Here is a 22,926-nt window from a genome sequence, read left to right as displayed (position 1 = left end):
GTCAACATAAAGAACTGAATGTGCACAGTCTAGAATAGCGGAAAAAAACCATCGCGATCAAGCAATGGTTTATAACGAACGCCGGAGGCTAATTACAACGTTTCTTCCGCAATTAAATTGTGCTTATTTAACAAGCGGTACATCGTTGCTCGAGATATGCCTAACTCCTTGGCAGCAAGTGTCACCTGGCCATTGTGGCTGTCGAGTACCAATATGAGTGCATCTCGCTCAGAGCGCTCTCTAATACTCTTTAAGCTACGCTTGCCAGAGTAGGTGCCAGGTAATTCAAAGTGTTTTTTAGACAGCACTTCTTCTTCAGTCATTAGCACCGCTCGCTTAACTTGATTCAGCAACTCTTTTACATTTCCAGGCCAATGATAATAAGTCAGTGTTTTAAGGGCGTCATCGTCAATCGATTTAACTGGGGAATTGAACTCTTTGGAGAACTGACCAATATAATGATTTACTAACAACCCAATATCGGTTGCCCGTTCTTTTAAGCTAGGAACATTAATCCTAAGAACGTTAATACAATGGAATAGCTCATCATTAAATAAACCGTCTCCGAGCGCTTTTTCTATATCCGATGAATCAGCGGCCAATACTCGAATATCATAGTCTTTCCAGCCATTGACCGTCTCTACTTTACCTTCTTGATAAAACTTCAATAAGTTCATTTGTTGTTTAGGCTGTAAAGTAAATATGTCATTAAGCAGGATCGTCCCTCCCGCCGCCTGTTCAAGTAAGGAAACCTGATCTGGATTATGTAAGCCAAAAAACTCATTTTCAAAGCGAGCATCCGAAAAGGCACGACAGTTAACCGATATAAAAGGTTTCTGTGAACGAGAAGAACAGCGATGAATCGCTTTCGCGACCGTCTCTTTTCCGCACCCCACCTCACCATGAATCATAATACTGACATCTGTGGGACCAATGCGCTTAATTTGGTCTCTCAATCGCCTTACTGGTAGCGATTGCCCTACAAGACCAAGGTCGTGGTTATTACCATTATGCGGCCAGACTTTCTGCTCAAGTTTAAGCATACCAAGTTGATGGCCTATCGTGCCCATTAAGCGTGAATCTGGGATAGGGACAGTAAAAAAGTCGATACAGAAATTCACAATAAATTGGCATATGGTGTCTGAACTTAATTGAGACTCTCGAATAAAAGCAATCCACCTCACCTGCTTATGGGTGCTCACCAGCTTTGCAATCCCATTTAAGCTAAAGTCATCTCGTGTTAAATCCACGATACCAATACAAGGACCTATTTCGGAGAAAATGGCATCTGCTTTTCGTAAATCAGAACATTGCGTACACCGCCAACCAGCTTGTTCTAAAACTGATAACCATGGCTCGTAGGTCCCCCCCACTACCACTAAAGCGCCGGGGATGGAATCCATCTTAAACTCGGTTCCCATTACATCATTCCTTATTATTACTTTTAGGATTCAACTGGTTAATTCTATTGAATAGGACTATTCTCACAAGGTAACTCTTACATTATTGCCGACTTTACCTGTCTCATATTTAAGACTAGTGCACAGTTTTTTATTTTTCTACAAAAGTTCTTGATTTTTTGGCATAAAAAAAGCCTCTCAATAGAGAGGCTTAAAATATTTATTGCCAGTTAATTACTGCTGAGGACGCATCGCTGGGAACAAAATAACGTCACGAATAGTATGAGTATTCGTAAACAGCATAGCCAAACGGTCAATACCGATACCCTGACCCGCCGTTGGCGGCAAACCGTGCTCTAGCGCGGTAATGTAGTCAGCGTCGTAGTACATTGCTTCATCATCACCCGCATCTTTTGCATTCACTTGCGCTTTAAAGCGTGCATCTTGATCTTCTGCATCATTTAGCTCAGAGAAACCATTTGCCACTTCACGACCGCCGATAAAGAACTCGAAACGGTCAGTAAAGAACGGGTTATCATCGCTACGACGAGCCAATGGCGAAATATCTGCTGGGTAGCCAGTAATAAACGTTGGTTGCATCAACTGAGGCTCAGCTGTCTCACCAAAGATTTCTTCTAGTAGCTGACCGCATGTCCAGAACGTTTCAACATCGACATGGACCGATTTAGCAATAGAAACCATAAGCTCACGATCTTGCAAATCTGCTTCGGTTAGCGCTTGGATTTGCGCATGATCTGGGTTGTACTGCTTAATCGCGTCAAACATACTTAGACGTGCGTAAGTACCACCAAACTCAACCGTTTCATCACCGTATGGCATTGATGTAGAGCCCAGCACATCCATTGCTGCCGTGCTTAGCATCTCTTCAGTCAAATCCATAAGATCTTTGTAGTCTGCGTACGCTTGGTAGAATTCCATCATGGTGAATTCAGGGTTGTGACGAGGAGACAGACCTTCGTTACGGAAGTTACGGTTAATCTCGAATACACGATCAAAACCACCGACAACCAAACGCTTCAGGTATAGCTCAGGCGCCACACGTAGATACATGTCGATATCCAACGCATTATGGTGAGTCACGAATGGACGAGCTGTTGCGCCACCAGGGATCACGTGCATCATTGGCGTTTCAACTTCTAAGTAACCTTTTGAACTCATAAAGTTACGAATAGAAGACACCAGCTTAGAGCGAATAATAAATGCACTACGAGAATCTTCGTTAACGATCAAATCAACGTAACGCTGACGGTAACGCATTTCTTGATCCGTTAGACCGTGGAATTTCTCAGGTAGCGGACGAAGTGCTTTAGTTAGCAGTTCAAACTCTTCCATATTCACGTAAAGATCACCTTTACCTGACTTATGAAGTGCACCTTTAACACCAATGATGTCACCAATATCAAGACCTTGATATTTTTCTTTTAAAACCTTCTGAACATCTTTTGCTGCATAGGCTTGGATACGGCCAGAGGTCTCTTGAATCGCTAGGAATGGACCACGCTTTGCCATTACACGACTAAGCAATAGACACAATGTGGTTCAGCTCTTCTAGCTCTTCTTTCGATTTTTCACCGAACTCAGCCTGCAGATCGCCAGCGAGATGCTCACGACGGAAATCATTTGGGTGGCCATTCGCTTTGCAGCTTTTGCGGATGTGATCCAGCTTGCTACGACGCTCAGCAATTAACTTATTTTCTTCTTGTAGATTTTCATTTTGAACAGCATCAGTCATTTGAATGTACCCTGTTAAGTTGCTAAAAGCTTACAGACCTGATTTCAGGCTAGCTTCGATAAATTTGTCTAAATCACCATCAAGAACCGCTTGTGTATTACGGTTTTCAACGCCTGTTCTTAAATCTTTGATTCGTGAGTCGTCTAATACGTATGAGCGTATTTGGCTGCCCCAACCGATATCTGATTTTGCATCTTCGTTCGCTTGTTTTTCAGCGTTCTGTTTGTGAACTTCTAACTCAAACAGTTTCGCTCGAAGCTGCTTCATCGCTTGATCTTTGTTCTTATGCTGAGAACGATCATTTTGACACTGAACCACGGTATTGGTTGGCACGTGGGTAATACGTACCGCCGACTCTGTGGTATTGACGTGCTGACCACCCGCGCCAGACGCACGGTATACGTCGATACGAAGATCAGAAGGATTAATGTCGATCTGAATGTTGTCATCAATCTCAGGATAGATAAACGCAGAAGCAAAAGAGGTATGACGTCGGCCACTTGAGTCAAATGGTGATTTACGAACAAGGCGATGCACACCCGTTTCAGTCCGTAGCCAGCCGTATGCGTATTCCCCGCTAATACGGACCGTCGCCCCTTTCAAACCAGCCACATCACCGTCAGACACTTCAATGACTTCCGTCTTAAAGCCTTTGGCTTCCGCCCAACGCAAGTACATGCGCAGCAACATTGATGTCCAATCTTGTGCCTCAGTGCCACCAGAACCCGATTGCAAATCGATATAGCAATCAGACGCATCGTGGTCACCAGCAAACATACGACGAAACTCAAGCTTTTCAAGCTTCGCTTCTAGCTCTGCCAATTCTGGCTCAATTTCGTCAAAGGTTTCTTGGTCTTCTTCTTCAACCGCAAGCTCGAGTAATCCAGCAACATCCTCAACCCCTTGGTCAAGTATATCGATAGTCTCGACGATCGCTTCAAGTGATGAACGTTCTTTACCCAGCGCTTGTGCGCGCTCTGGCTCATTCCATACATCTGGTTGTTCTAGTTCTGCGTTGACTTCTTCTAGACGCTCTTTCTTGGCATCATAGTCAAAGATACCCCCTCAGGATATTCGTGCGCTCAGTCACGTCCTGTAGGCGATTTTTAATAGGATTGATTTCAAACATATTCGCTCAGCATTTATGAGTAGAATTTAACCGAAGAATTCTACTCAAAAATGTGATGAAGATACAGAAAAATATCGATTTAGCTTGCGGTTTAAAAGAGCCTCTATCGAGGCTCAATATGATCCACCATGAGCTGCAGAGATTGATTTCCACGGAACTCATTAATGTCCAACTTGTAGGCGAGTGTCACTGTTTTTACCGACGCATCAGGCCAGCGACGTAAATCCACATTAAAAGCAATGGCATCTAACATAATATTGGTGCCAAAGCCTTTATGCATAGGCTCAACCATTAGCTTCAAATGCTTCTCGCCCACCAGTTTTTGATGCAGTACTTTAAACTCACCATCAAAAATAGGCTCAGGGAAAGCTTGCCCCCATGGTCCACCAGCACGCAGTGTTTCCGCGGTATGCATAGAAAACTCTTCCGGTGATAATTCTCCATCCGATAAAATCACCCCCTTTAACGCTGTTTCACCAAGCTCATCACGAACAATTTGATCAAATAGCTGACTGAAACGTTCAAAGTCTTTCTCTTGAATCGTTAAGCCTGCCGCCATAGCATGGCCGCCAAATTTGGCAATTAGCCCTGGATTCTGTGTGTCGATACGATCAAGAGCATCACGCATGTGCAAACCTGGGATTGATCGGCAAGAGCCTTTAATGGTTCCCTCACCACCGTCGGCAAATGCAATCACTGGGCGATGAAATTTGTCTTTTATTCGTGATGCTAGAATGCCAATGACACCTTGATGCCAATCGCGTTGAAATAGCGCCAAGCCATAAGGCATAGTGGCCTTATCGCTGATCTGAAGACGCTCACAAAAAGCCAGCGCTTCTTGCTTCATGCCCTCTTCGATTTCTTTTCGAGTTTGGTTCAATCCATCCAATTCACTGGCCATGCGTCTCGCCGCATGAATGTTGTCACTCATTAAAAGTTCAACACCAAATGACATGTCATCGAGTCGACCCGCAGCATTAATTCTGGGTCCAAGCGCAAAACCAAAATCGGTTGCCACCAATTTTCTCGGGTCCCGTTTGGCAATTTCAATCAACGCTTGAATACCTGGGCGCGCTTTACCTGCACGGATACGCTGTAAACCTTGATGAACGAGTATCCGATTATTTTTATCTAACGGTACTACATCAGCCACTGTACCAAGCGCAACAAGGTCTATCAGTTCCATGAGTTTAGGTTCAGCCATTCCTTGTGTGGCAAACCAATTTTGCTTTCTCATTGCCACGCATAACGCCATCATCAGGTAAAAAGCCACTCCTACTCCGGCGAGCGCCTTAGAAGGAAAGCTGCACTCATTGAGGTTAGGGTTAACCATTGCATCGACGTCAGGAAGCTCACCACCTGGAAGATGGTGATCGGTAACAATTACTTGTAGCCCTTTCTCTTTCGCATATTTTACGCCCGAGATGGAAGAGACGCCGTTATCCACCGTCATAATGACTTCGGCACCAATATCTAACACTTGGTCAACGACTTCTGGGCTCAAGCCATAACCATCTTCAAATCGGTTCGGCACCAAATAGTCCACATTACGGCTACCAAGCATACGCAGTGCTAATACTGATAACGCAGAGCTCGTCGCACCATCCGCGTCGAAGTCTCCCACAACAATAATACGCTTTTGCTCACGAATCGCTTGGAACAGCAGTTCGACAGCCTTATCAATACCGGCTAATTCGGTATAAGAATGCAAACCCTTCGCGGCTTTTTCTAACTCTTCAAGGCTGGAAATACCTCGAGAAAGATACAAGCGTCTAAGAATTTCAGGAATCGTCTCAGGCAGCGCAGAGACATCGACAGGATCGCGACGTTGAATTTCTATCATAAAATCAAAAGGGCTCAATAATGAGCCCATTTCCTAATTATTTTTTAATGCTTTCAAGGCGTTTAAGAAGATCAGCAGGCGGTAAATACCCTCCTACCATTTCACCATTCGGTAAGAAAATAGCGGGGGTGCCGCTAATGCCTAACTCACGACCTAAATTATAATGCGTCGCGATCGTGGCTTTACATTGGGTCAAATCCCCATCAAAGCTTGGTTGCTTGCGGTTAACTTTAGCGTCATGCATAGCGGTATTTGGATTCTCGTCACACCAGATTTTTGCCATATTTTCTGCGACTTGACCATTAGCGCCCTCCCGAGGGTACGCTAAATAACGCACAGTAATCCCAAGATCATTGTAGCCCTGCATCTGACTATGTAGTCGCACACAATAACCACAAGTAATGTCAGTGAAGATGGTGACGGCGTATTTCTCATCATCCGCTTTATACTCAATCATGCTATCGCGATATTGAGCGATTTTCTCTGCATTTAGCGGCGCTTGACGCTCAGCAATGATGTCTTTGTAGTTGCCATCTTTGTCCAACGCATACAAGGTCCCTGCAATAAAGTGGTCACCATTTGGTGAGGTAAACAATACCCCTCCTTCCGTACGAACTTCCATCAAGCCATTAATGTCAGACGGAACAACTTCAAGCACTTCAATGCCTATCTTGGCAAAGCGAGACTTGATTGCCGCTTCATCGGCAGACATCGTTGCTGCCACTTCAACCTTCGCTGGCGGTGAGGTTGGTTGAGATTCTTCTGCACCACAAGCGGTGACAAAGAAAGGAAGAGAAAAAAGAGTCAAACAGCGCATTACGCTCATTAAAGTCACCATGATTTCAAAAAATAGATTTTATACGGTTTTCGAACAAACAAAGCGTTCAAAAAGGTAAAATTAAGCCCTTGGATGATGCTGGCTATGAATGTTTTTCAACCTTTCAGTTGCAACATGAGTATAAATTTGTGTGGTTGATAAGTCACTATGTCCTAACAACATCTGTACGACACGTAAATCTGCCCCATAGTTCAATAGGTGCGTCGCAAACGCGTGTCTAAGCACATGCGGTGAGAGCAATTCAGTATCAATACCTGCTAGTACAGCATAGTACTTAATACGATGCCAAAATGTTTGCCGCGTCATTTGCTTAGCTCGCTTACTCGGAAAAACCACATCCGACGTTTTCTCTCCAAGTAAGTCTGGTCGCCCATTTTCAATAAATTCACCAATCCAATCAATGGCGTTTTCACCCATGGGTACCAATCTTTCTTTATTTCCTTTACCGACAACACGAACTACTCCTTGTCGAAGGCTGATATTTTCCATAGTGAGACTGACGAGCTCAGTAACACGAAGCCCTGTCGCATACAGTAACTCCAGCATGGCTTTATCACGAAGCTCAAGTGGATTATTCAAGTCCGGAGCATCAAGAAGCGCCGTCACCTGATCTTCCGATAAATCCTTAGGAAGACGTTTGGGCAACTTAGGGCTAATAAGTAGCGCGGTAGGATCATCAGCACGCAATTTTTCACGATGGATATATTGAAATAGACGACGAATGGCAGACAGCATCCGAGCTCGAGAGCTTTGATGATAATCTTGGTCAACTAACCATGTTTGGTATTCTTGTAAACCCGAGAAGCTGATGAATTGCAGTTTATAGTGATGCTTATTCATCCAAACCAGTAATTTGATAAGGTCATTTCGATACGACGACAACGTATTCTCAGCTAACCCTCTCTCCATCCACATTGAGTCCAAAAATTGCTCGACCAACCCTTGGTCTTGAATATTGACGTCACTCACAGCAACCTCTTGTATGTTTATACAGTACTAAAAACAGAATATTCGACTTAAGGTGAGAATGCCAATAAAACTCAATAAATCCTCGATAACCGCTGCAACGCTAAGCAAATTAGAGGTAGAATCCGATACAACAGACTCACAAACCATGCGAACGATTATGAAAATAGGACTATTTTACGGCTCATCGACTTGCTACACCGAGATGGCATCAGAGAAGATACGCGATATTATTGGCCCAGATATCGTTGATATATTTAATGTAAAAGATACCCCTATTTCGCAAATGAGCGACTATGATTTACTTATCTTAGGGATCTCTACATGGGATTTTGGTGAACTCCAAGAAGACTGGGGCGGGATATGGGATCAAATCGCTGGCGTACCACTAAAAGGCAAGTACGTCGCGCTGTTCGGACTCGGCGATCAAGAAGGCTATGGAGAGTGGTATCTGGATGCGATGGGAATGCTTCATGATGAACTCAAACCCACTGGCGCTAACTTTATCGGCTATTGGCCGAATGTGGGTTATGAATTCGAAGCATCCAAAGCCCTCATCGACAACAACAGTAAGTTTGTCGGTTTAGCTCTCGATGAAGATTCACAATACGAACTAAGCGAAGAGCGTATTGCAACGTGGTGCGAACAGATCCTTGTTGAGTACCAAGCCTCACTATAAACGGTAACACCTCACTCAGGGTCAATACTGATTGCTGGTGCTACAGGTTAGTAGCCTAAACAAGAAAACAAAAAAACGGCACTCGAAGTGCCGTTTTTTTATTCATCAATAATTCATCTCGACACAATCTCGAATCAACACAATGTCGAATAACATCATGTGCTTGATGGTATCAATGCGGAGTATTCAACTACGCGACTTCTTCAGTAAGCTCATCAGCATTGCGACCGATAAAGCCCATGCAAATGATTGCTGCAGTCGTTGGCAGTACCCAACCCATACCAACGCTAAAGAGTGGTAGGACATTGAAGAACGATACATCTAGACCCGCGACTTTAGCCGCATCAATTAATGCAAATGCCAGCGAAACTAAAATTACTACGCGGTATGCTAGCTTAGGGTTTGGCAAGAATTTGCGTACAAATGTCAATGCAACCAAGGCTATCGCAACAGGATAAAGGGCAAATAACACTGGAACTGACAACGAAATAAGTTGAGCAAGACCAATATTCGCAACGAGTGCACAAGCAGCACCAAGAATAACAACCCACTTCTTATAAGTGACTGAAGTAATAGTACTAAAGTAGTCAGAACACGCTGAAATAAGACCAATCGCTGTTGTCAAACAAGCAAGTAATACAATAACCGACAGTACGATTTGTCCATACGGACCGAACAGCGCTTGGACGTACTGGCTTAACACGGCACCACCGTTATCCGCGCCCGCAGCAACTGTTGCGCTTGTCGCACCAAGATAGAACAGTGAAATGTATACAAATGCCAAACCTGCAGCGGCAATGAAAGCGGCATTGATCAAGTACTTCGTTGTTGCACTTTGCTCCGTGATGCCCTTTTTACGTAACGCATCAACAATCAGCATACCAAACATCAAAGAACCGAAGGTATCCATAGTGTTATAGCCTTCAAGAAAGCCCGTTGTTAATGGTTGGGTCGCATAATCACCAACTGGTGCAATCATGTCCCCTTGTGGGTCAACAAATACTGCAACAGCAAGAATGATTAGGCCAACAAAAAGCGCAGGCGTCAGCACCTTACCAATAACATCAATCAACTTGCCTTGCGACCATGCAAAACACATCGCTACTGCAAAGAACAGAATAGAGAACACCGTTAGGTGTATTTGCGTCGCTTCTAAGAAGAAAGGACGAATCGCCATTTCATACGCCACAAGGCCTGTACGCGGTGCTGCAAATGCAGGACCAATGATGATAAAGATAAGTACTGCAATTAACATTGCTGCACGTTTTGGAAGATCCTTAGTTAGGTGCTCCCAAGAGCCCCCAGCAACTGCGACAGCAATAATGGTAATAAGAGGCAGACCTACCGCAGTGAGAAGAAAGCCCGTCATTGCAGGTAACAAGTTCTCACCTGCTAATTGACCAGCAAGAGGGGGAATATAATGTTGCCCGCACCTAGAAAAAACGCAAACAGCATAAAGCCGACTGCTATAATATCTGTTGTTTTTAAACTCTGATTCACAGATATACCCCTGTAAGTTAATGTTGTGTGTTATCGAGAAAATCGTTGTTTACTCGTATAATTTAGGGCGGCATGATGACGAATAGGCTTAGGATTAGCAATAGAGCCAGAAAAAAACACTACATTAATTTACACATACAAGATAAAAGCAGCTGATTTCACCACCTTTAATTAAAAACATGGAATATAATCTCGATCATTTATAAAAACAATACAAACACAATCAGAACATATACCCATACAAATAATTAACAATAGATTAATTCACTTAATAGCAATCGATTGACCATATAATCATGACCTCTAAAATCAGTACAATAAAAAGCTTTGCATTCAAACAGTTCAAGATCCATTCAGGCGGAGCCTAGTATGCCCGTCAGCACCGACGGCGTGATGCTAGGTGCGTGGGCAACGTTTCAACATACTGATCCAATCCTTGATATTGGCGTGGGCACCGGATTGCTGACATTAATGCTGGCTCAGCGTTATCCTGAAGGAATAATCTACGCCATTGACATCGAAAACAGTGCAATCGAAGATGCGACTAACAACGTGGCACACTCTCAATGGCAAGACAGAATTCATATCATTAAAGGGGACATACTACGTCATAATTTTGAACACGCATTTTCTGGCATTATCTGTAATCCTCCTTACTTTAATTCTGGCGAGCAAGCCGCCCTCCAGCAAAGAGCCACTGCCCGACATACCTCTAGCCTCAATCATACCGAGCTGCTGTCGCGCTGCTATCAACTGCTCAACAACGACGGTGAAGCCAGCTTTATCCTGCCGATTACAGAGGGAGAGCATTTCATCACAATCGCTCAAAATAAGGGATGGTTTCTCAGCCGACGCTGCTTAGTTCGTCCAACACAGACGAAGCTGATCAGCCGAATTCTTTTCACATTACGCAAACAAGAAACCCCGATCACCGAAGAGCAATTGGTCATTCATAGTCCTCATGGAGGCTATTCTGACGCCTTTATTCAGCTAACTGGTGACTTTTACCTTAAAATGTAAGTGCGCTTAGCGAGCGTTTGAGTATAATAGCCGCCCTACTTTTCCTGTGTCGTTTTTTTGTGCAGGTACACCCTCAGTCTTGTGGAGACACGATAGTGATCAGAACATTCGCCGAATTAGATTTAGACCCAATCCTTTTAGAAGCGATTGAAGACATGGGCTATGAGCGCCCTACTCAGGTTCAGGCAGAAGCCATTCCACAAGCTTTAGAGGCAAAAGATATCTTAGCATCCGCTCCAACTGGAACGGGTAAAACCGCTTCTTTTGCGATCCCTGCTATCCAGTACCTGCTTGACTTCCCAAGAAAAAAGCCGGTCCTGCACGTATCCTTGTGTTAACGCCAACACGTGAACTTGCGATGCAAGTTGCTGAGCACACTAAAGCACTGGCAAAGAATACACACCTAAAGGTTGCCACCATCACTGGTGGTGTTACCTACGACACTCACGCCGATACCTTGGCACAAACGCAAGATATCGTGGTGGCGACTCCAGGTCGTCTGATGGAATACATCGAGGCAGAACGCTTTGATTGTCGTGCTATTGAGTGGCTGGTGCTAGATGAAGCGGATCGTATGCTCGATATGGGCTTTGGACCAACGGTTGATCGCCTATCGGCAGAATGTCGTTGGCGTAAACAAACACTGCTATTTTCAGCGACACTGGAAGGCCGTGGTGTAGAAGGGTTTACGACTGATCTTCTAAAGAACCCAGCAGAAATTAAAGCCGAGCCGTCTTTACGTGAACGAAAAAAAATCACGCAATGGTACCACCGCGCCGACACAGCTGAGCACAAACTCACTTTGCTTAAGCACATTTTAACCGAGCAAGCGGAACGCACCATTGTATTTTTGAAAACGCGTGAGCGCCTCGCCGATCTTCGTCAGCAACTTGATAGTGCGCAAATCCCTTGTGCTTGGATTCAAGGTGAGATGCCACAAGATCGCCGTAATAACGCGATCAGCCGATTCAAAGATGGCTCAGTCAATGTTCTACTTGCCACTGATGTCGCCGCTCGTGGTATTGACCTTCCAGATGTGTCACACGTAATCAACTACGACTTACCTCGTACTGCAGATGTGTACTTACACCGTATTGGTCGTACTGCTCGCGCAGGCAAGAAAGGCATCGCGATTTCTATTGTCGAAGCACACGATCAGCCAATGATGGAACGCGTAGCTCGCTACACCAGCGAAACCATCAAAGAGCGCTTCATCGACGGGCTTCGTCCTACGCACAAAAAGCCAACGTTCAAGAAAAAGAAGAAAGTGAAAAAAGACGACAAGAAAAAGACCGTCAAGAAAAAAGCAGCGAAAAAGAAGTAACTCGCACTTAGAACCGTATTTTTCAAAAGAACAGTACTCTTAAAAAAATGCCCCACTCATGAGTGGGGCATTTTTTATAATCAGACTCAAAATGGTTTAAATCACTGCTCCTCGCGCTTAAACACCAATTCATTTGCCGTTGATTCATCCGCAACAAAGTAATAACCAGCGACATCAAAGTTCTGTAGGGCTTCAACGGAATCGATTTGGTTATCAATGATGTATCGAGCCATCATTCCGCGCGCTTTTTTCGCGTAAAAGCTGATCACTTTGTATTGGCCATTTTTGCAATCTTTAAACACAGGGGTCACTACCTGGCTGTTTAATTGCTTTACTTTTACCGCCTTGAAGTACTCATTAGAAGCTAAATTAACTAAAACGTCACTCTCATGCTCCGCCAGTGCTTCATTCAATTTATCCGTAATGAGACTCCCCCAAAACTGGTATAAATTGCTACCACGCTCATTCGCTAACTTCGTTCCCATCTCGAGGCGATATGGCTGCATCAAATCCAAAGGCTTTAATAGTCCATACAGACCCGATAGCATACGCAAATGCGTTTGAGCGTAGTCAAAATCTGCTTCTGACATACTTGCTGCATCCAACCCGGTATACACATCCCCTTTAAATGCAAGAATAGCTTGGCGTGCATTGTCAGTAGTAAAGCGCGTATCCCACTGTTCAAAGCGCGCGACATTGAGCCCCGCGATCTTGTCACTCACCTTCATCAGTGCTGATACATCAGCAGGTGTCAGCTTACGGCATACTTCAATCAATTGAGCAGATTGATCAATAAACTCCGGCTGAGTGTAACGCTCGGTCGCCAATGGCGATTCGTAGTCCAACGTCTTCGCTGGTGAGACAACAATTAGCATAACTTTACTCTTATCATGATTATTTGTTCCTAGTATAAAAAAAGCCACGCCTGATCTTCAATGAAATCATGCGTGGCTTATTCTATTTCTGAGATAGAAAGAAACGATTAAGGCTATTTCGTCGTATCGTCAGCCTTCGTGTTGTCCCAGATCCCAGGTTCTAACTGAGATTTTAGTTCAGGATAATCATTGGCATCAAACGTTGGCACCTTGCCAGCTTTTAGCTGTTGGTTGTAATCCTTAGCCAATTTGACCACGATGCCCGACAGCAAAATAATCGCCACCAAGTTAACCAACGCCATTAAGCCCATCGAAACGTCCGCTAATGCCCAAATCATAGGTAGTGTCGCGACTGAACCAAACAGTACCATGCCTAACACGATAAGGCGGAATAAACCTAGTCCTGCTTTATGGTTATGCTCCAAGAAAATCAAGTTCGTCTCTGCATACGAGTAGTTAGCAATGATTGAAGTAAACGCGAAGAAGAAAATGGCGACCGCAATGAAAATACCGCCCCAATCGCCCACTTGTGAGCTCAATGCACGCTGCGTCAACTCAATACCCGTCACTTCACCGTGAGGGACGTATTCGCCAGACATCAAAATGATAGCCACTGTTGCTGAACAGATAACGATCGTATCAACGAAGACACCTAGCATTTGAACATAGCCTTGAGATGCTGGATGCGGTGGGTATGGCGTAGCCGATGCCGCTGCATTAGGCGCAGAACCCATACCCGCTTCGTTAGAGAACAAACCACGTTTAATACCTTGAATCATTGCTTGTGCAATGGCGTAACCCACACCACCTACCGCCGCTTCTTGTAGACCAAACGCACTCTTAAAGATATACGCTAGAATCTCTGGCACTTTTTCAATGTTCATGAAAACAACGTAGAACGCCAGCACAAGATAAGCGAGTGCCATCACAGGGACAATCAGTTCCGCTGTGCGAGCAATCTTACGGATACCACCAAAGATGACAAACGCAGAAATCAAAGCAATGACAATACCTACGTACAATGGTTCAAAACCAAAAGCCGTTTGCATAGCATTAGCAATGGCGTTGGCTTGAACAGCATTGAATACCAGGCCAAACGCAATGATAAGGAAGACAGAGAACAAGACCCCCATCCAACGCATGCCTAGACCTTTCTCCATATAATACGCTGGACCACCACGGTAATTACCGTCGTCATCGCGTGTCTTATACAGCTGCGCCAATGTGCTTTCTGCGAATGACGTTGCCATACCCAGCATAGCAATCAACCACATCCAGAAAATGGCACCCGGCCCACCAAATGTCAGGGCAACGGCAACACCAGCCATGTTACCTGTACCAACACGTGCCGCTAAACTAGTACAAAGTGCTTGAAAAGATGAGATACCAGCAGCGTCGGATTTACGACTGTTTTTCAGCACACTGAACATGTGACCGAAGTGGCGGAACTGAATGAACCCAAGGCGAACTGTAAAATAAATCCCTACGCCTACGAGTAGATAAACCAGAATCGATCCCCATAGAAGATCATTCATTAAGCTAATAATGTCTGTCACTTTAAAACCTCTTTTAAAATTAGAGCGCCGCCAGCACACCCTGTGCTAGCTAAGTTGCTGAGGTTATACCCATCCGTGTGGTTTTGATTAATTCACTGTTTTTCACGGCAACTTAGCTTGTATTTCTCACCTATTGGGAACGGAATACAAATCGACATATCGTTTGACGGAGCGGATTTTGCAGGGATGCTCGACAAAAATCAATACGCAACTAGACTTATAATGAAGTTATTTTTCACTATACCATCACGTTCCCTTAACACTAACCGCAACATTTGCTTTACCAGCTGTCATCATTTCCCCCTCTGTTCAATAACAACTAGTAAGCATAGCAATGAAAACGGATCTTACCGTGAGACTCGCAATTAAACCTTTGTTCATCAAAGGTCGAGACATATTTATAGAATGGAATGCTTTTTAATCATTCTTGTCGAATGAGAATGTTTCTCGCACACACCAGTGCACTTTAGTGAGCTCGCATGGGGGGCACGTTAACAAACATCGCTAATCAATTCTTTTTCATTATGTGATTCAAACGGTTATTTTTTAATCTAACGATATCAGTAAAACTGTGAGATTGAGTTCAATTTGGCATAAAACATTCATACTAAAGAAACAAATGAGAAATAAATCAAAGTTATTCTGCCTAGGAGTATGGTACTTAAAAGTCTCCGCAAGGAGATAAATACTAAGAGGTAGCTTATGGATGGCTTTGAACTAAACGATATTATGGAAATGGATGCTCCCCGGACTCGAGCGTCTCGATCAAAACCACTAAAGCGTAAATGGCGCGAAATAGAAGCAATAAAAGACAAACGACGTTTACAAAAAGAACTCAACGATATGGATATCGGACTGGATTTCGCATACGAAGATATCAAGCTTTAACTCACCTAATTTTCAGTGATTGAGGAGCCTGAACCCTATTCACTGAACTTGAAATAGCGCCCTCGATAGAGGGCGTTACCTTATCTAGTCACTCACCTGCCTAATGAAAGACTGAGCACGCCATCATAGATGGAACTCGTCAAGCTCGTACATTTATTCGATGACTGGTTTCAAAAGTGTCAAAATACCCGAATCTAGCCACCGAGCAAGTACGTTCCATGGTCTTCAAACGAAAACCGATTCTCCTCAATCGAGTTGAAAAAGTGGTTGAGTACATCAACAACAATTTGGATAAGCCATTGACCATCGCCGAGCTGGCCAGCATTAGTTGCAGCTCTCGCTGGCAACTCCAACGCGTCTTTCAAGAGCAAGCAAAGCAGAATATCGCTCAATACGTTCGTCAACAAAAGCTCAGAAGTCAGTTATAGCCGCGCCTTTAAACAACTTTTTTCTGTTTCACCGCGACAATACAAGCAGCAAGGTATTCTAAAGGGCAGCCAGTGACCACGCATGCTCAATAGCCAGCACGTCGAATACGCTAAAGCACACATCGATTGCTTGAGCATTCCCGAACAAACTTATGCGGTTATCACGCATATTGGTCCCATTGCGAATTTTCCTAAAACATTAGATTGGGTACTGCACAATTGGTTACCACACTCTGGCTATTACGGAGAAGAGGGATATAAACTGGAGAGTTATCCAAGCCATTATGACCCTACGGGGGTAGACGTAAGTATGGAATTTTGGCTTCCGATTCGCTCTGAAGACAACAAATAGCACCACTACTTATTAGCTCACTATCAATAAAACTTGCACCAAATGGTTAAGTATCACAAAATTAGAGCGATGTAATGCAAATAAAACTAATTATCAATCACACTCACAACTCGTTAAGTAAATTCTCTAATGATGCTAAACAGAAAACTATCCCAAATCACTGTAATGGTCGCCATATTGTTGCCTTCAACCAACGTACTGTCTTCGCCAGACGTATTGGCAACCACGTCTAACTCTGCTCATCCGTCCACAACAACAGATGAACAGATGACCATTTTAGGGAAAACGTATCGTAATACCGCAACCAAAACCTATCTAACACCACAAACGCTCAACATTATTAAAAGCAAAGAAATGGAACAACGTGGAGCCAAGTCCGTCATGCAGGCACTGCGTGATCTTATTATCTGAGCTCAGTGTTATGGCCCATACACACAACCTACAAGCGCTAACCAACATTTCGGCACAAGTTTCCCCACTGCTAAGTGCCTTATCTGAAAACGGTTGCGTCATTACCCCTGAAGTCTGCGCCAATAGCGAAATCCATACCCTTTATCATTTTTGGAAAAGCCGCCATCCAGAGGCGGGGCGCATTTATTGGCAGACTCGGACTTGGACAATGCTCATCTGGCAACCTGTCACCGTCGCACTCATTGCTAGCTACTACTCAAAACGCGTACCCACGCTGAGCTCAATGACGCAAGGTGTCAATCGAGAAACAGGCGTAGTCGGCACGTTTGACTTCCTAGTTCACAATTGGCAGGCTGAGTAATCAACATGAACGTCTGAGCTTTGCCGCTGATGAGCTGACCGTACTTTTAGATGACTTAGCAAATCAACTCGATAACGTCTGCAGAATAAGTCCATCCACTCGAGAGAAACTGACCGCTGATACCGTAATGGAAATGCTGCTTCGTGGTTTAAAGCAAATGGTCGTCAATCAACAATTAGTAAACGAGCATATACCCGTCACCTTCTCCCACGAGATCAAGCATTGGCAGCAAGCACTTCAACTTCCCTCAGCCCGTTTTGGGCAACTAAACGTGGTGAGCGATGGGGAGTTTTTCATACAAAAACGCGTGTGTTGTATGCACTACCGAAGATCCGATGGCACTTATTGCCATGGCTGTCCTCAAAAAAAGCAAACACCATCTACTAAAATTATTTAATTTCATTAAGTTATAAAAACCACAACGAAGTTAGTGACGTTTTTTTACATCCAGGTGATTAAGAGATAACAAATGATAACTCATATCAATATCATTTAGACTGTATTTCTTATAGGAGTTGCAATACAATAAGCGCGCTTAAAAAGCGCATAAAGGTAGTACAGCACCTCTAACGCGCCGTGCTTGATAGCGCGATTAAATAGACAGACTCACCAAGCCTATTGAGTGTGTTTGCCATCAGAATTCAATTAAACAACTGGTACTTTCTAGTAGAAGAAGGCTCTTGAAATGAACAAAACGCTCGTTCGCGCCGCATTGTGCACCCTCCCTCTGCTCCTTAGCAGTGGGCAGACGTTTGCCAACGACCTCAACAACGCAAGAAATGTTGAGGCTCAAACCATTACTCAAGGCGCGCAAAGCCAACAGCGAATCAACAAAAGTAGTGATAAAGCGTTTGAGCTGAAATCAGAGATCGCCGCACTGGAACAAGAAGTCTCCAACTTAGAAGTTTACCAGCGTCACCTACAATCAGTGGTGGATAACCAACAGCAAGAGCTATCGAGCATCGAAACACAATTAGTTCAGATCAACGATACCCGTCAAGGGGTTGTCCCTCTGATGTACAAGATGTTAGCTGGCCTTGAACAGCACATTCAGCAAGACAAGCCGATTCGTATCGATGCTCGCCTCGCCCGCTTAGATGAACTCAAATCTCTGATGCCGCAAGCTGATGTCAGTGATGCCGAAAAATATCGTCGTATCTTAGAAGCTTACCAAATTGAAATGGATTACGGCATCAAGCTAGGCAGCTACCGCTCACGAATCGATGTGGGCAGTGGCATAGAAGCAGAACAGCTTTACCTTGGGCGCCTATCGCTCGTCGCTCGCAGCCTAGACAGAAATCAGTACTGGTCATGGGATCACAACAAAAAAGCGTGGGTGAATGTTGAAGCTTCGCTCTCATCCTATATCGACCAAGCGTTTGCGATTGCAAACAAACAAACGTCACCAACCTTAATGACGCTTCCTGTTTCTCTTGCTAAGGATCCGAGCTAATGCGTTACCTAACTTTATTGATCGTCCTATTCACAGTTAGCTTCTCACCACTGACCCTTGCAGCAGGCACACTCACCAGCGAAGCAAAAACGGCGCAGCAACAAGAGAAGCAGCATAACGCATCGCGTGAAGCTAAATTTAAGCAAGAGCAGCAAGCGCTTTTAGCTAAGAAAAAGCAACTTGCCGAACGCAAAGCACAACTGGATGCATCCATTACTTCGCTCAGTGATCAGTTTTCAACCAATGAGAAAACTTTAGCTGAGCAACAAAAGCAGCTTCACCTGCAAACGGGCAGTTTGGGTGAGCTTTTTGGTGTCGTCCGTCAATCAGCTAAAGAGCTTCAAGTCGAACTGAGCCGCTCTGTCGCCAACACAGAACAAACCCAACAACGTGCTGACATCGACACGATTGTGGCTGCGAAAACCTTGCCATCCATCCAAGAGCTAACCACGTTATGGCAAGCTTTTAACGCTCAAATTATTAGCAGCGGAACCTACGCGACTATCACGGTTCCATTCGTAACAGGCGCAGGTGAAGTCACGACTATTGACGCCGTACGATTAGGTAACTTCGCTCTACTTGCTAAACAAGGGCCGATTAACTGGGACGGGCAACTAGCCAGCGACTTCCCCCGCCTACCTGATAATGTATCTCGCTATGAGGACGCTAATAACATAGTCACTGGACAGACCGCCGTTATTATCGATCCAAGTCGTGGCGATATTTACCACCAACTGGCTGAAAACCCGACGCTTACCCAACGTTTTGAGCACGGTGGTGTCGTGGGTAAGATCATTGCAGGCCTATTCCTAATTGGTCTTGTCATTGCGCTTTATCGTGCCGTGGTACTCCTGCGCATCGAGCAACAAATTGGCAAGCAGCTAAAAACACCTGAAGCCCCAACAAATAACCCATTAGGTCGCGTTCTTAGCGTATATAACCACGATAAAAAGATGAATGTTGAAGCGCTTGAATTACGTCTTCTTGAATCAATAATGGACGAACAACAACACCTAGAGCGCGGTCTTAGTATGCTTAAATTGATTGCCGCACTCGCGCCAATGCTGGGATTACTTGGTACGGTAACTGGCATGATTGAAACGTTCCAAGTTATCACACAGTTTGGTAACGCCGAGCCTCGTGTCATGGCTAGGTGGCATCTCCATGGCACTGGTGACAACCGTCCTCGGTTTGATTACCGCTATGCCACTGCTGCTAGCCCATAACTTATTGAGTTCAAAAGCTGACGCAATTCGCAATATTCTAGAGCGTCAAAGTGTTGGCCTTGTTGCTGAGCAGGCCGAAGTGCACTCGACCGAGCAGAGAGCGAGCTATGCTGCATAATTTGGCCCAATGGCTACCTGGCTCAGAGCATCTGAGCCAATTTATGAATCAAGGCGGGCCTATTCTTTGGTGGCTCGCTGCGGTTGTTATCGTTTTTTGGATGGTCGCATTTGAACGCGTGCTCTACTTTTCTCGATACTTCCCACAGCAAAAGCGTGTTTGGACACAAAAGTGGTCTCAACGTAGCGACCACTTTTCATGGTATGCCCGCGCTCAGCGTGACGCCATACTTAGCGACGCTGAAAACCAATTAAAACAGCACCTCAACTTACTAAAGTGCCTACTGGCGTTGTGCCCTATGCTTGGGTTGCTGGGAACCGTAACCTAGCATGATCACCGTCTTTGATACCTTAGCCGCCCAAGGAAGTGCTCAGCCTCGCCTTATGGCGGCTGGCATTTCCATGGCAACGATTCCAACCATGGCTATGGTATGGTCGCTGCACTTTCAGGAATGTTAGCTTTTTCCCGTATCCAAAAGTGGAGCAATAAGCATTTGTTCCAATTAGAACAATTACTGAGAAGTGACCAAAGCAAAGCGACTGACTTGCAAACGGTCACAGATAATCGCATAGGAAATACACAATGAGACTTGGCCACCGTAAAAAACAGCAAGAAGAAGCCAATATCGACATGACCTCAATGCTTGATATCGTTTTCATTATGCTGATCTTTTTCATTGTCACCAGCTCCTTCGTTCGAGAATCTGGCGTCGATGTGAACCGCCCGCAGGCCAGCCACGCGGTAAGCCAAAAAGACGCGGGAATTTTTGTCGCGATCACCGCCAATAACGAAGTGTTCATTGATAAACGTCGTGTCGACGTTGAACGTGTACAAGCCACTATTGAGAAGCTTCTTCTCGAGCAACCTAGCGCGTCCATGGTCATTCAAGCAGACAAGCATGCCTTCAATGGTACCGTCGTACAGGTGATGGACAGTGCAAAAGGAGCTGGGGTAACCAAAATTGCTTTGGCAACGGAGAGCCGATAATGGTGCGCTTTCTATTAAGCATTCCTTTTGCTATCGCTTTCGCATTTACGCTGTTTTCCTTTATGAGTTGGATGATAGACATTGGTCCTAAATCCAAGCCAGAAGAGTCTGCTCGCCTTAGCTATGACTTAGTGATGATTGAACCGGAAAGTGAAACAGCACGACGTACACGCGTGCTTCCTGAACCTCCCAAAATGCCAGCGACACCACCAGCGGCAGCCGCAGTCGAGCAAAGTTCACAGACCTCGTCGGTACAGACACCTAGCACACCGCAACTGCCGAATATTGCGATATCAACACAAGTTGCTGGCGTGGCGATGAACGCACCAAGTGTGCCCGATATTGGTCGCAACCAACAAGTCATGCCGCTTCACCGCAAAGAGCCACGCTATCCGCGCCGAGCCATTCAACGAAATATGGAAGGTTACGTCGTGATGTCATTTACTATTGACGTCAATGGCCGCCCAACCGACATTAAAGTGGTTGAAGCCCAACCAAAGCGGATCTTTGAGCGTGAAGCCATGGTGGCTCTCAAACAGTGGAAGTATCAGCCGATGGTCGTCAATGGCACCGCGCAGCCACGAGTAGGCCAAACGGTTAAATTGGAGTTTAAATTAAACCAATGAACAAACTAATCTCGCATATTGGGCTAGTACTGGTTTGCAGCCTTTGGTTTGCCCCATCGGTCATCGCAAAACAAGAACTCGGGATGCGCACCGCAACGCAGGTCTCAAAAGCCTATTCGTTGGAGCAAGAAGACAAACTTGCCGATGCCATTGTCTTACTAGAGAAACTCAAGCCAAGCGCTAGCTATGACCAAGCTTACGTAGCAAGAATGCTCGGTATTTATTACTGGCAAGCCGAGAAAAGTGAACTGGCAATCAAACAGTTACAAATTGCCGTTAATACTGGCGCCTTTGCTGGTGAGCAAGGCTGGCAAACAGAACGAATGCTAGCTGAACTGTTATTATCAGAAACTAAGGCTGAACAAGCGCTTGTCCACTTTAACGCTCTAGCGAAATCAGCGGGCAGTCTTGATATTCCTAAAGAACAGATAACAAACGTCTGGCTCAATACCGCCCGAAGTCACTACCTATTACAACAATGGACACCATTGCTGACGGCTATTAAGCAGTATCACAAATTAGATAGCACTCCGAAGCTACAGCCACTAAGTCTACAACTCAGTGCCGAGCTGCAACTGTCTCACTTAAAAAGCGCGATCATCACCAGTCAAAAGCTGCTGGCTCTTCAGCCTAACAATGCCATGTGGTGGCAGCAGCTCAGTGCCCTCTATATGCAGACTAAACAGTATAAACTGGCACTCGCGACACTGGTCTCCGCGCAACGAGCTGGCATTGATATGCCGGAATCGATGCAAGTTAGCATGGCACAATTGTATGCCCAACAAGGCATTCCTGAAAAGTCCGCTCACCTCTATTCTGACTTGCAAGTTAATGACACTGATATTGAAACCATCATCAAACAAGCGACACATTGGCAGATGGCAAGGGAATGGCACAACGCTCAGCGTTCATGGCAAGCCGCGGCGCGCTTAAATGCAAAATATTACGAGCAAGTTTCGCGACTTGAACTTCAGCAAGGCGCGTTTGACGCAGCCTTAATATCACTGAGTAAAGTGACAGGCATAAGCTTGCAAGAAAAACAGATTTTACAGATACGAGCGTATGTGGGCCTGAAGCAATATGAGGCAGCAAAAAAACTCGCGCAAGCAGCACACAGAGAAAAGCCTAGCTCTCAAACCTCTGATTGGCTGGACTATCTAGACCAAATGACCAAGACGCGCTAACAGAAAACC

General features: G+C 44.9%; 19 protein-coding genes and 5 pseudogenes. 15 read left to right on the top strand and 9 right to left on the bottom strand.

The features are described 5' to 3' along the window. Window positions 1-92: 92 nt before the first annotated feature. The 6 genes and pseudogenes from AC0L66_RS03615 to xerD form a co-directional block, all read right to left on the bottom strand. A complete protein-coding gene (locus tag AC0L66_RS03615) occupies window positions 93-1,421 on the bottom strand; it encodes a sigma-54-dependent transcriptional regulator (protein ID WP_265676418.1) in 1,329 nt (442 codons plus the stop codon). Window positions 1,422-1,634: 213 nt separating this feature from the next. Then, window positions 1,635-3,153, bottom strand: a pseudogene (lysS, locus tag AC0L66_RS03610) (lysine--tRNA ligase). 30 nt (window positions 3,154-3,183) lie between these two features. After that, a protein-coding gene (gene prfB / locus AC0L66_RS03605; protein ID WP_265676420.1) for a peptide chain release factor 2 occupies window positions 3,184-4,282 on the bottom strand; the annotation gives its coding sequence in 2 pieces (ribosomal slippage) (window positions 3,184-4,206 and window positions 4,208-4,282; 1,098 coding nt in all). Window positions 4,283-4,385: 103 nt separating this feature from the next. After that, window positions 4,386-6,125, bottom strand: a complete 1,740-nt coding sequence (gene recJ / locus AC0L66_RS03600; RefSeq protein ID WP_265676446.1) for a single-stranded-DNA-specific exonuclease RecJ — start codon at window positions 6,123-6,125, stop codon at window positions 4,386-4,388. Between the two features lie 37 nt (window positions 6,126-6,162). Further along, window positions 6,163-6,951, bottom strand: a complete 789-nt coding sequence (gene dsbC / locus AC0L66_RS03595; RefSeq protein WP_265676421.1) for a bifunctional protein-disulfide isomerase/oxidoreductase DsbC — start codon at window positions 6,949-6,951, stop codon at window positions 6,163-6,165. A 72-nt stretch (window positions 6,952-7,023) separates the two neighbouring features. Next, window positions 7,024-7,932: a site-specific tyrosine recombinase XerD gene (gene xerD, locus AC0L66_RS03590; protein ID WP_390902956.1), complete on the bottom strand. Its 909-nt coding sequence runs from the start codon at window positions 7,930-7,932 to the stop codon at window positions 7,024-7,026. A 157-nt stretch (window positions 7,933-8,089) separates the two neighbouring features. On the opposite strand from xerD, the gene fldB reads away from it, so the two are divergent. Next, the gene (gene fldB / locus AC0L66_RS03585; RefSeq protein ID WP_265676449.1) at window positions 8,090-8,608 is read left to right on the top strand and encodes a flavodoxin FldB; all 519 of its coding nucleotides are present in this window, start codon (window positions 8,090-8,092) and stop codon (window positions 8,606-8,608) included. 190 nt (window positions 8,609-8,798) lie between these two features. Here fldB and brnQ read toward each other — a convergent pair whose 3' ends face one another. After that, a complete protein-coding gene (brnQ, locus tag AC0L66_RS03580; protein WP_473569182.1) occupies window positions 8,799-10,112 on the bottom strand; it encodes a branched-chain amino acid transport system II carrier protein in 1,314 nt (437 codons plus the stop codon). Between the two features lie 292 nt (window positions 10,113-10,404). Between brnQ and AC0L66_RS03575 the strand changes: the two are divergent. Both AC0L66_RS03575 and srmB read left to right on the top strand, forming a co-directional pair. After that, window positions 10,405-11,128: pseudogene (locus AC0L66_RS03575) on the top strand (tRNA1(Val) (adenine(37)-N6)-methyltransferase). A gap of 95 nt (window positions 11,129-11,223) precedes the next feature. Further along, window positions 11,224-12,452: pseudogene (gene srmB / locus AC0L66_RS03570) on the top strand (ATP-dependent RNA helicase SrmB). Between the two features lie 101 nt (window positions 12,453-12,553). Here srmB and yaaA read toward each other — a convergent pair. Next, window positions 12,554-13,327: a peroxide stress protein YaaA gene (yaaA, locus tag AC0L66_RS03565; protein ID WP_473568409.1), complete on the bottom strand. Its 774-nt coding sequence runs from the start codon at window positions 13,325-13,327 to the stop codon at window positions 12,554-12,556. Between the two features lie 113 nt (window positions 13,328-13,440). Then, the gene (locus tag AC0L66_RS03560; protein WP_473568407.1) at window positions 13,441-14,883 is read right to left on the bottom strand and encodes an alanine/glycine:cation symporter family protein; all 1,443 of its coding nucleotides are present in this window, start codon (window positions 14,881-14,883) and stop codon (window positions 13,441-13,443) included. A gap of 702 nt (window positions 14,884-15,585) precedes the next feature. Between AC0L66_RS03560 and AC0L66_RS03555 the strand changes: the two genes are divergently transcribed. The 12 genes and pseudogenes from AC0L66_RS03555 (at window position 15,586) to AC0L66_RS03500 (ending at window position 22,917) form a co-directional block, all read left to right on the top strand. Then, a complete protein-coding gene (locus tag AC0L66_RS03555) occupies window positions 15,586-15,771 on the top strand; it encodes a DUF3545 family protein (protein WP_250617504.1) in 186 nt (61 codons plus the stop codon). A 176-nt stretch (window positions 15,772-15,947) separates the two neighbouring features. Next, window positions 15,948-16,199, top strand: a complete 252-nt coding sequence (locus tag AC0L66_RS03550; RefSeq protein WP_473568405.1) for a hypothetical protein — start codon at window positions 15,948-15,950, stop codon at window positions 16,197-16,199. 82 nt (window positions 16,200-16,281) lie between these two features. Beyond that, a complete protein-coding gene (locus tag AC0L66_RS03545) occupies window positions 16,282-16,551 on the top strand; it encodes a GyrI-like domain-containing protein (protein ID WP_265676428.1) in 270 nt (89 codons plus the stop codon). A 129-nt stretch (window positions 16,552-16,680) separates the two neighbouring features. Continuing rightward, window positions 16,681-16,962 carry a hypothetical protein gene (locus AC0L66_RS03540; RefSeq protein WP_473568403.1) on the top strand — a complete coding sequence of 94 codons (282 nt, stop codon included), beginning with the start codon at window positions 16,681-16,683 and terminating at the stop codon, window positions 16,960-16,962. Between the two features lie 10 nt (window positions 16,963-16,972). Continuing rightward, window positions 16,973-17,323 carry a hypothetical protein gene (locus AC0L66_RS03535; RefSeq protein WP_473568401.1) on the top strand — a complete coding sequence of 117 codons (351 nt, stop codon included), beginning with the start codon at window positions 16,973-16,975 and terminating at the stop codon, window positions 17,321-17,323. Window positions 17,324-17,450: 127 nt separating this feature from the next. Continuing rightward, window positions 17,451-17,720, top strand: a complete 270-nt coding sequence (locus AC0L66_RS03530; protein ID WP_473568399.1) for a (2Fe-2S)-binding protein — start codon at window positions 17,451-17,453, stop codon at window positions 17,718-17,720. A 288-nt stretch (window positions 17,721-18,008) separates the two neighbouring features. Beyond that, window positions 18,009-18,776: a DUF3450 domain-containing protein gene (locus AC0L66_RS03525; protein ID WP_473568397.1), complete on the top strand. Its 768-nt coding sequence runs from the start codon at window positions 18,009-18,011 to the stop codon at window positions 18,774-18,776. Then, a pseudogene (locus AC0L66_RS03520) lies at window positions 18,776-20,120 on the top strand (MotA/TolQ/ExbB proton channel family protein). Before AC0L66_RS03525 ends, AC0L66_RS03520 begins: the two are co-directional and overlap by 1 nt. Continuing rightward, a pseudogene (locus tag AC0L66_RS03515) lies at window positions 20,110-20,706 on the top strand (MotA/TolQ/ExbB proton channel family protein). The pseudogenes AC0L66_RS03520 and AC0L66_RS03515 overlap by 11 nt, the downstream one beginning before the upstream one ends. Continuing rightward, window positions 20,703-21,107: an ExbD/TolR family protein gene (locus AC0L66_RS03510; RefSeq protein WP_265676434.1), complete on the top strand. Its 405-nt coding sequence runs from the start codon at window positions 20,703-20,705 to the stop codon at window positions 21,105-21,107. Before AC0L66_RS03515 ends, AC0L66_RS03510 begins: the two are co-directional and overlap by 4 nt. Continuing rightward, window positions 21,107-21,733: an energy transducer TonB gene (locus tag AC0L66_RS03505; RefSeq protein WP_428754563.1), complete on the top strand. Its 627-nt coding sequence runs from the start codon at window positions 21,107-21,109 to the stop codon at window positions 21,731-21,733. Before AC0L66_RS03510 ends, AC0L66_RS03505 begins: the two co-directional genes overlap by 1 nt. Next, window positions 21,730-22,917, top strand: a complete 1,188-nt coding sequence (locus AC0L66_RS03500; protein ID WP_473568395.1) for a hypothetical protein — start codon at window positions 21,730-21,732, stop codon at window positions 22,915-22,917. Before AC0L66_RS03505 ends, AC0L66_RS03500 begins: the two co-directional genes overlap by 4 nt. Window positions 22,918-22,926 lie beyond the last annotated feature (9 nt).

It is taken from the genome of Vibrio sp. GJ43-1 (assembly GCF_055808835.1).
This window is presented reverse-complemented; position numbering and strand designations above follow the sequence as displayed.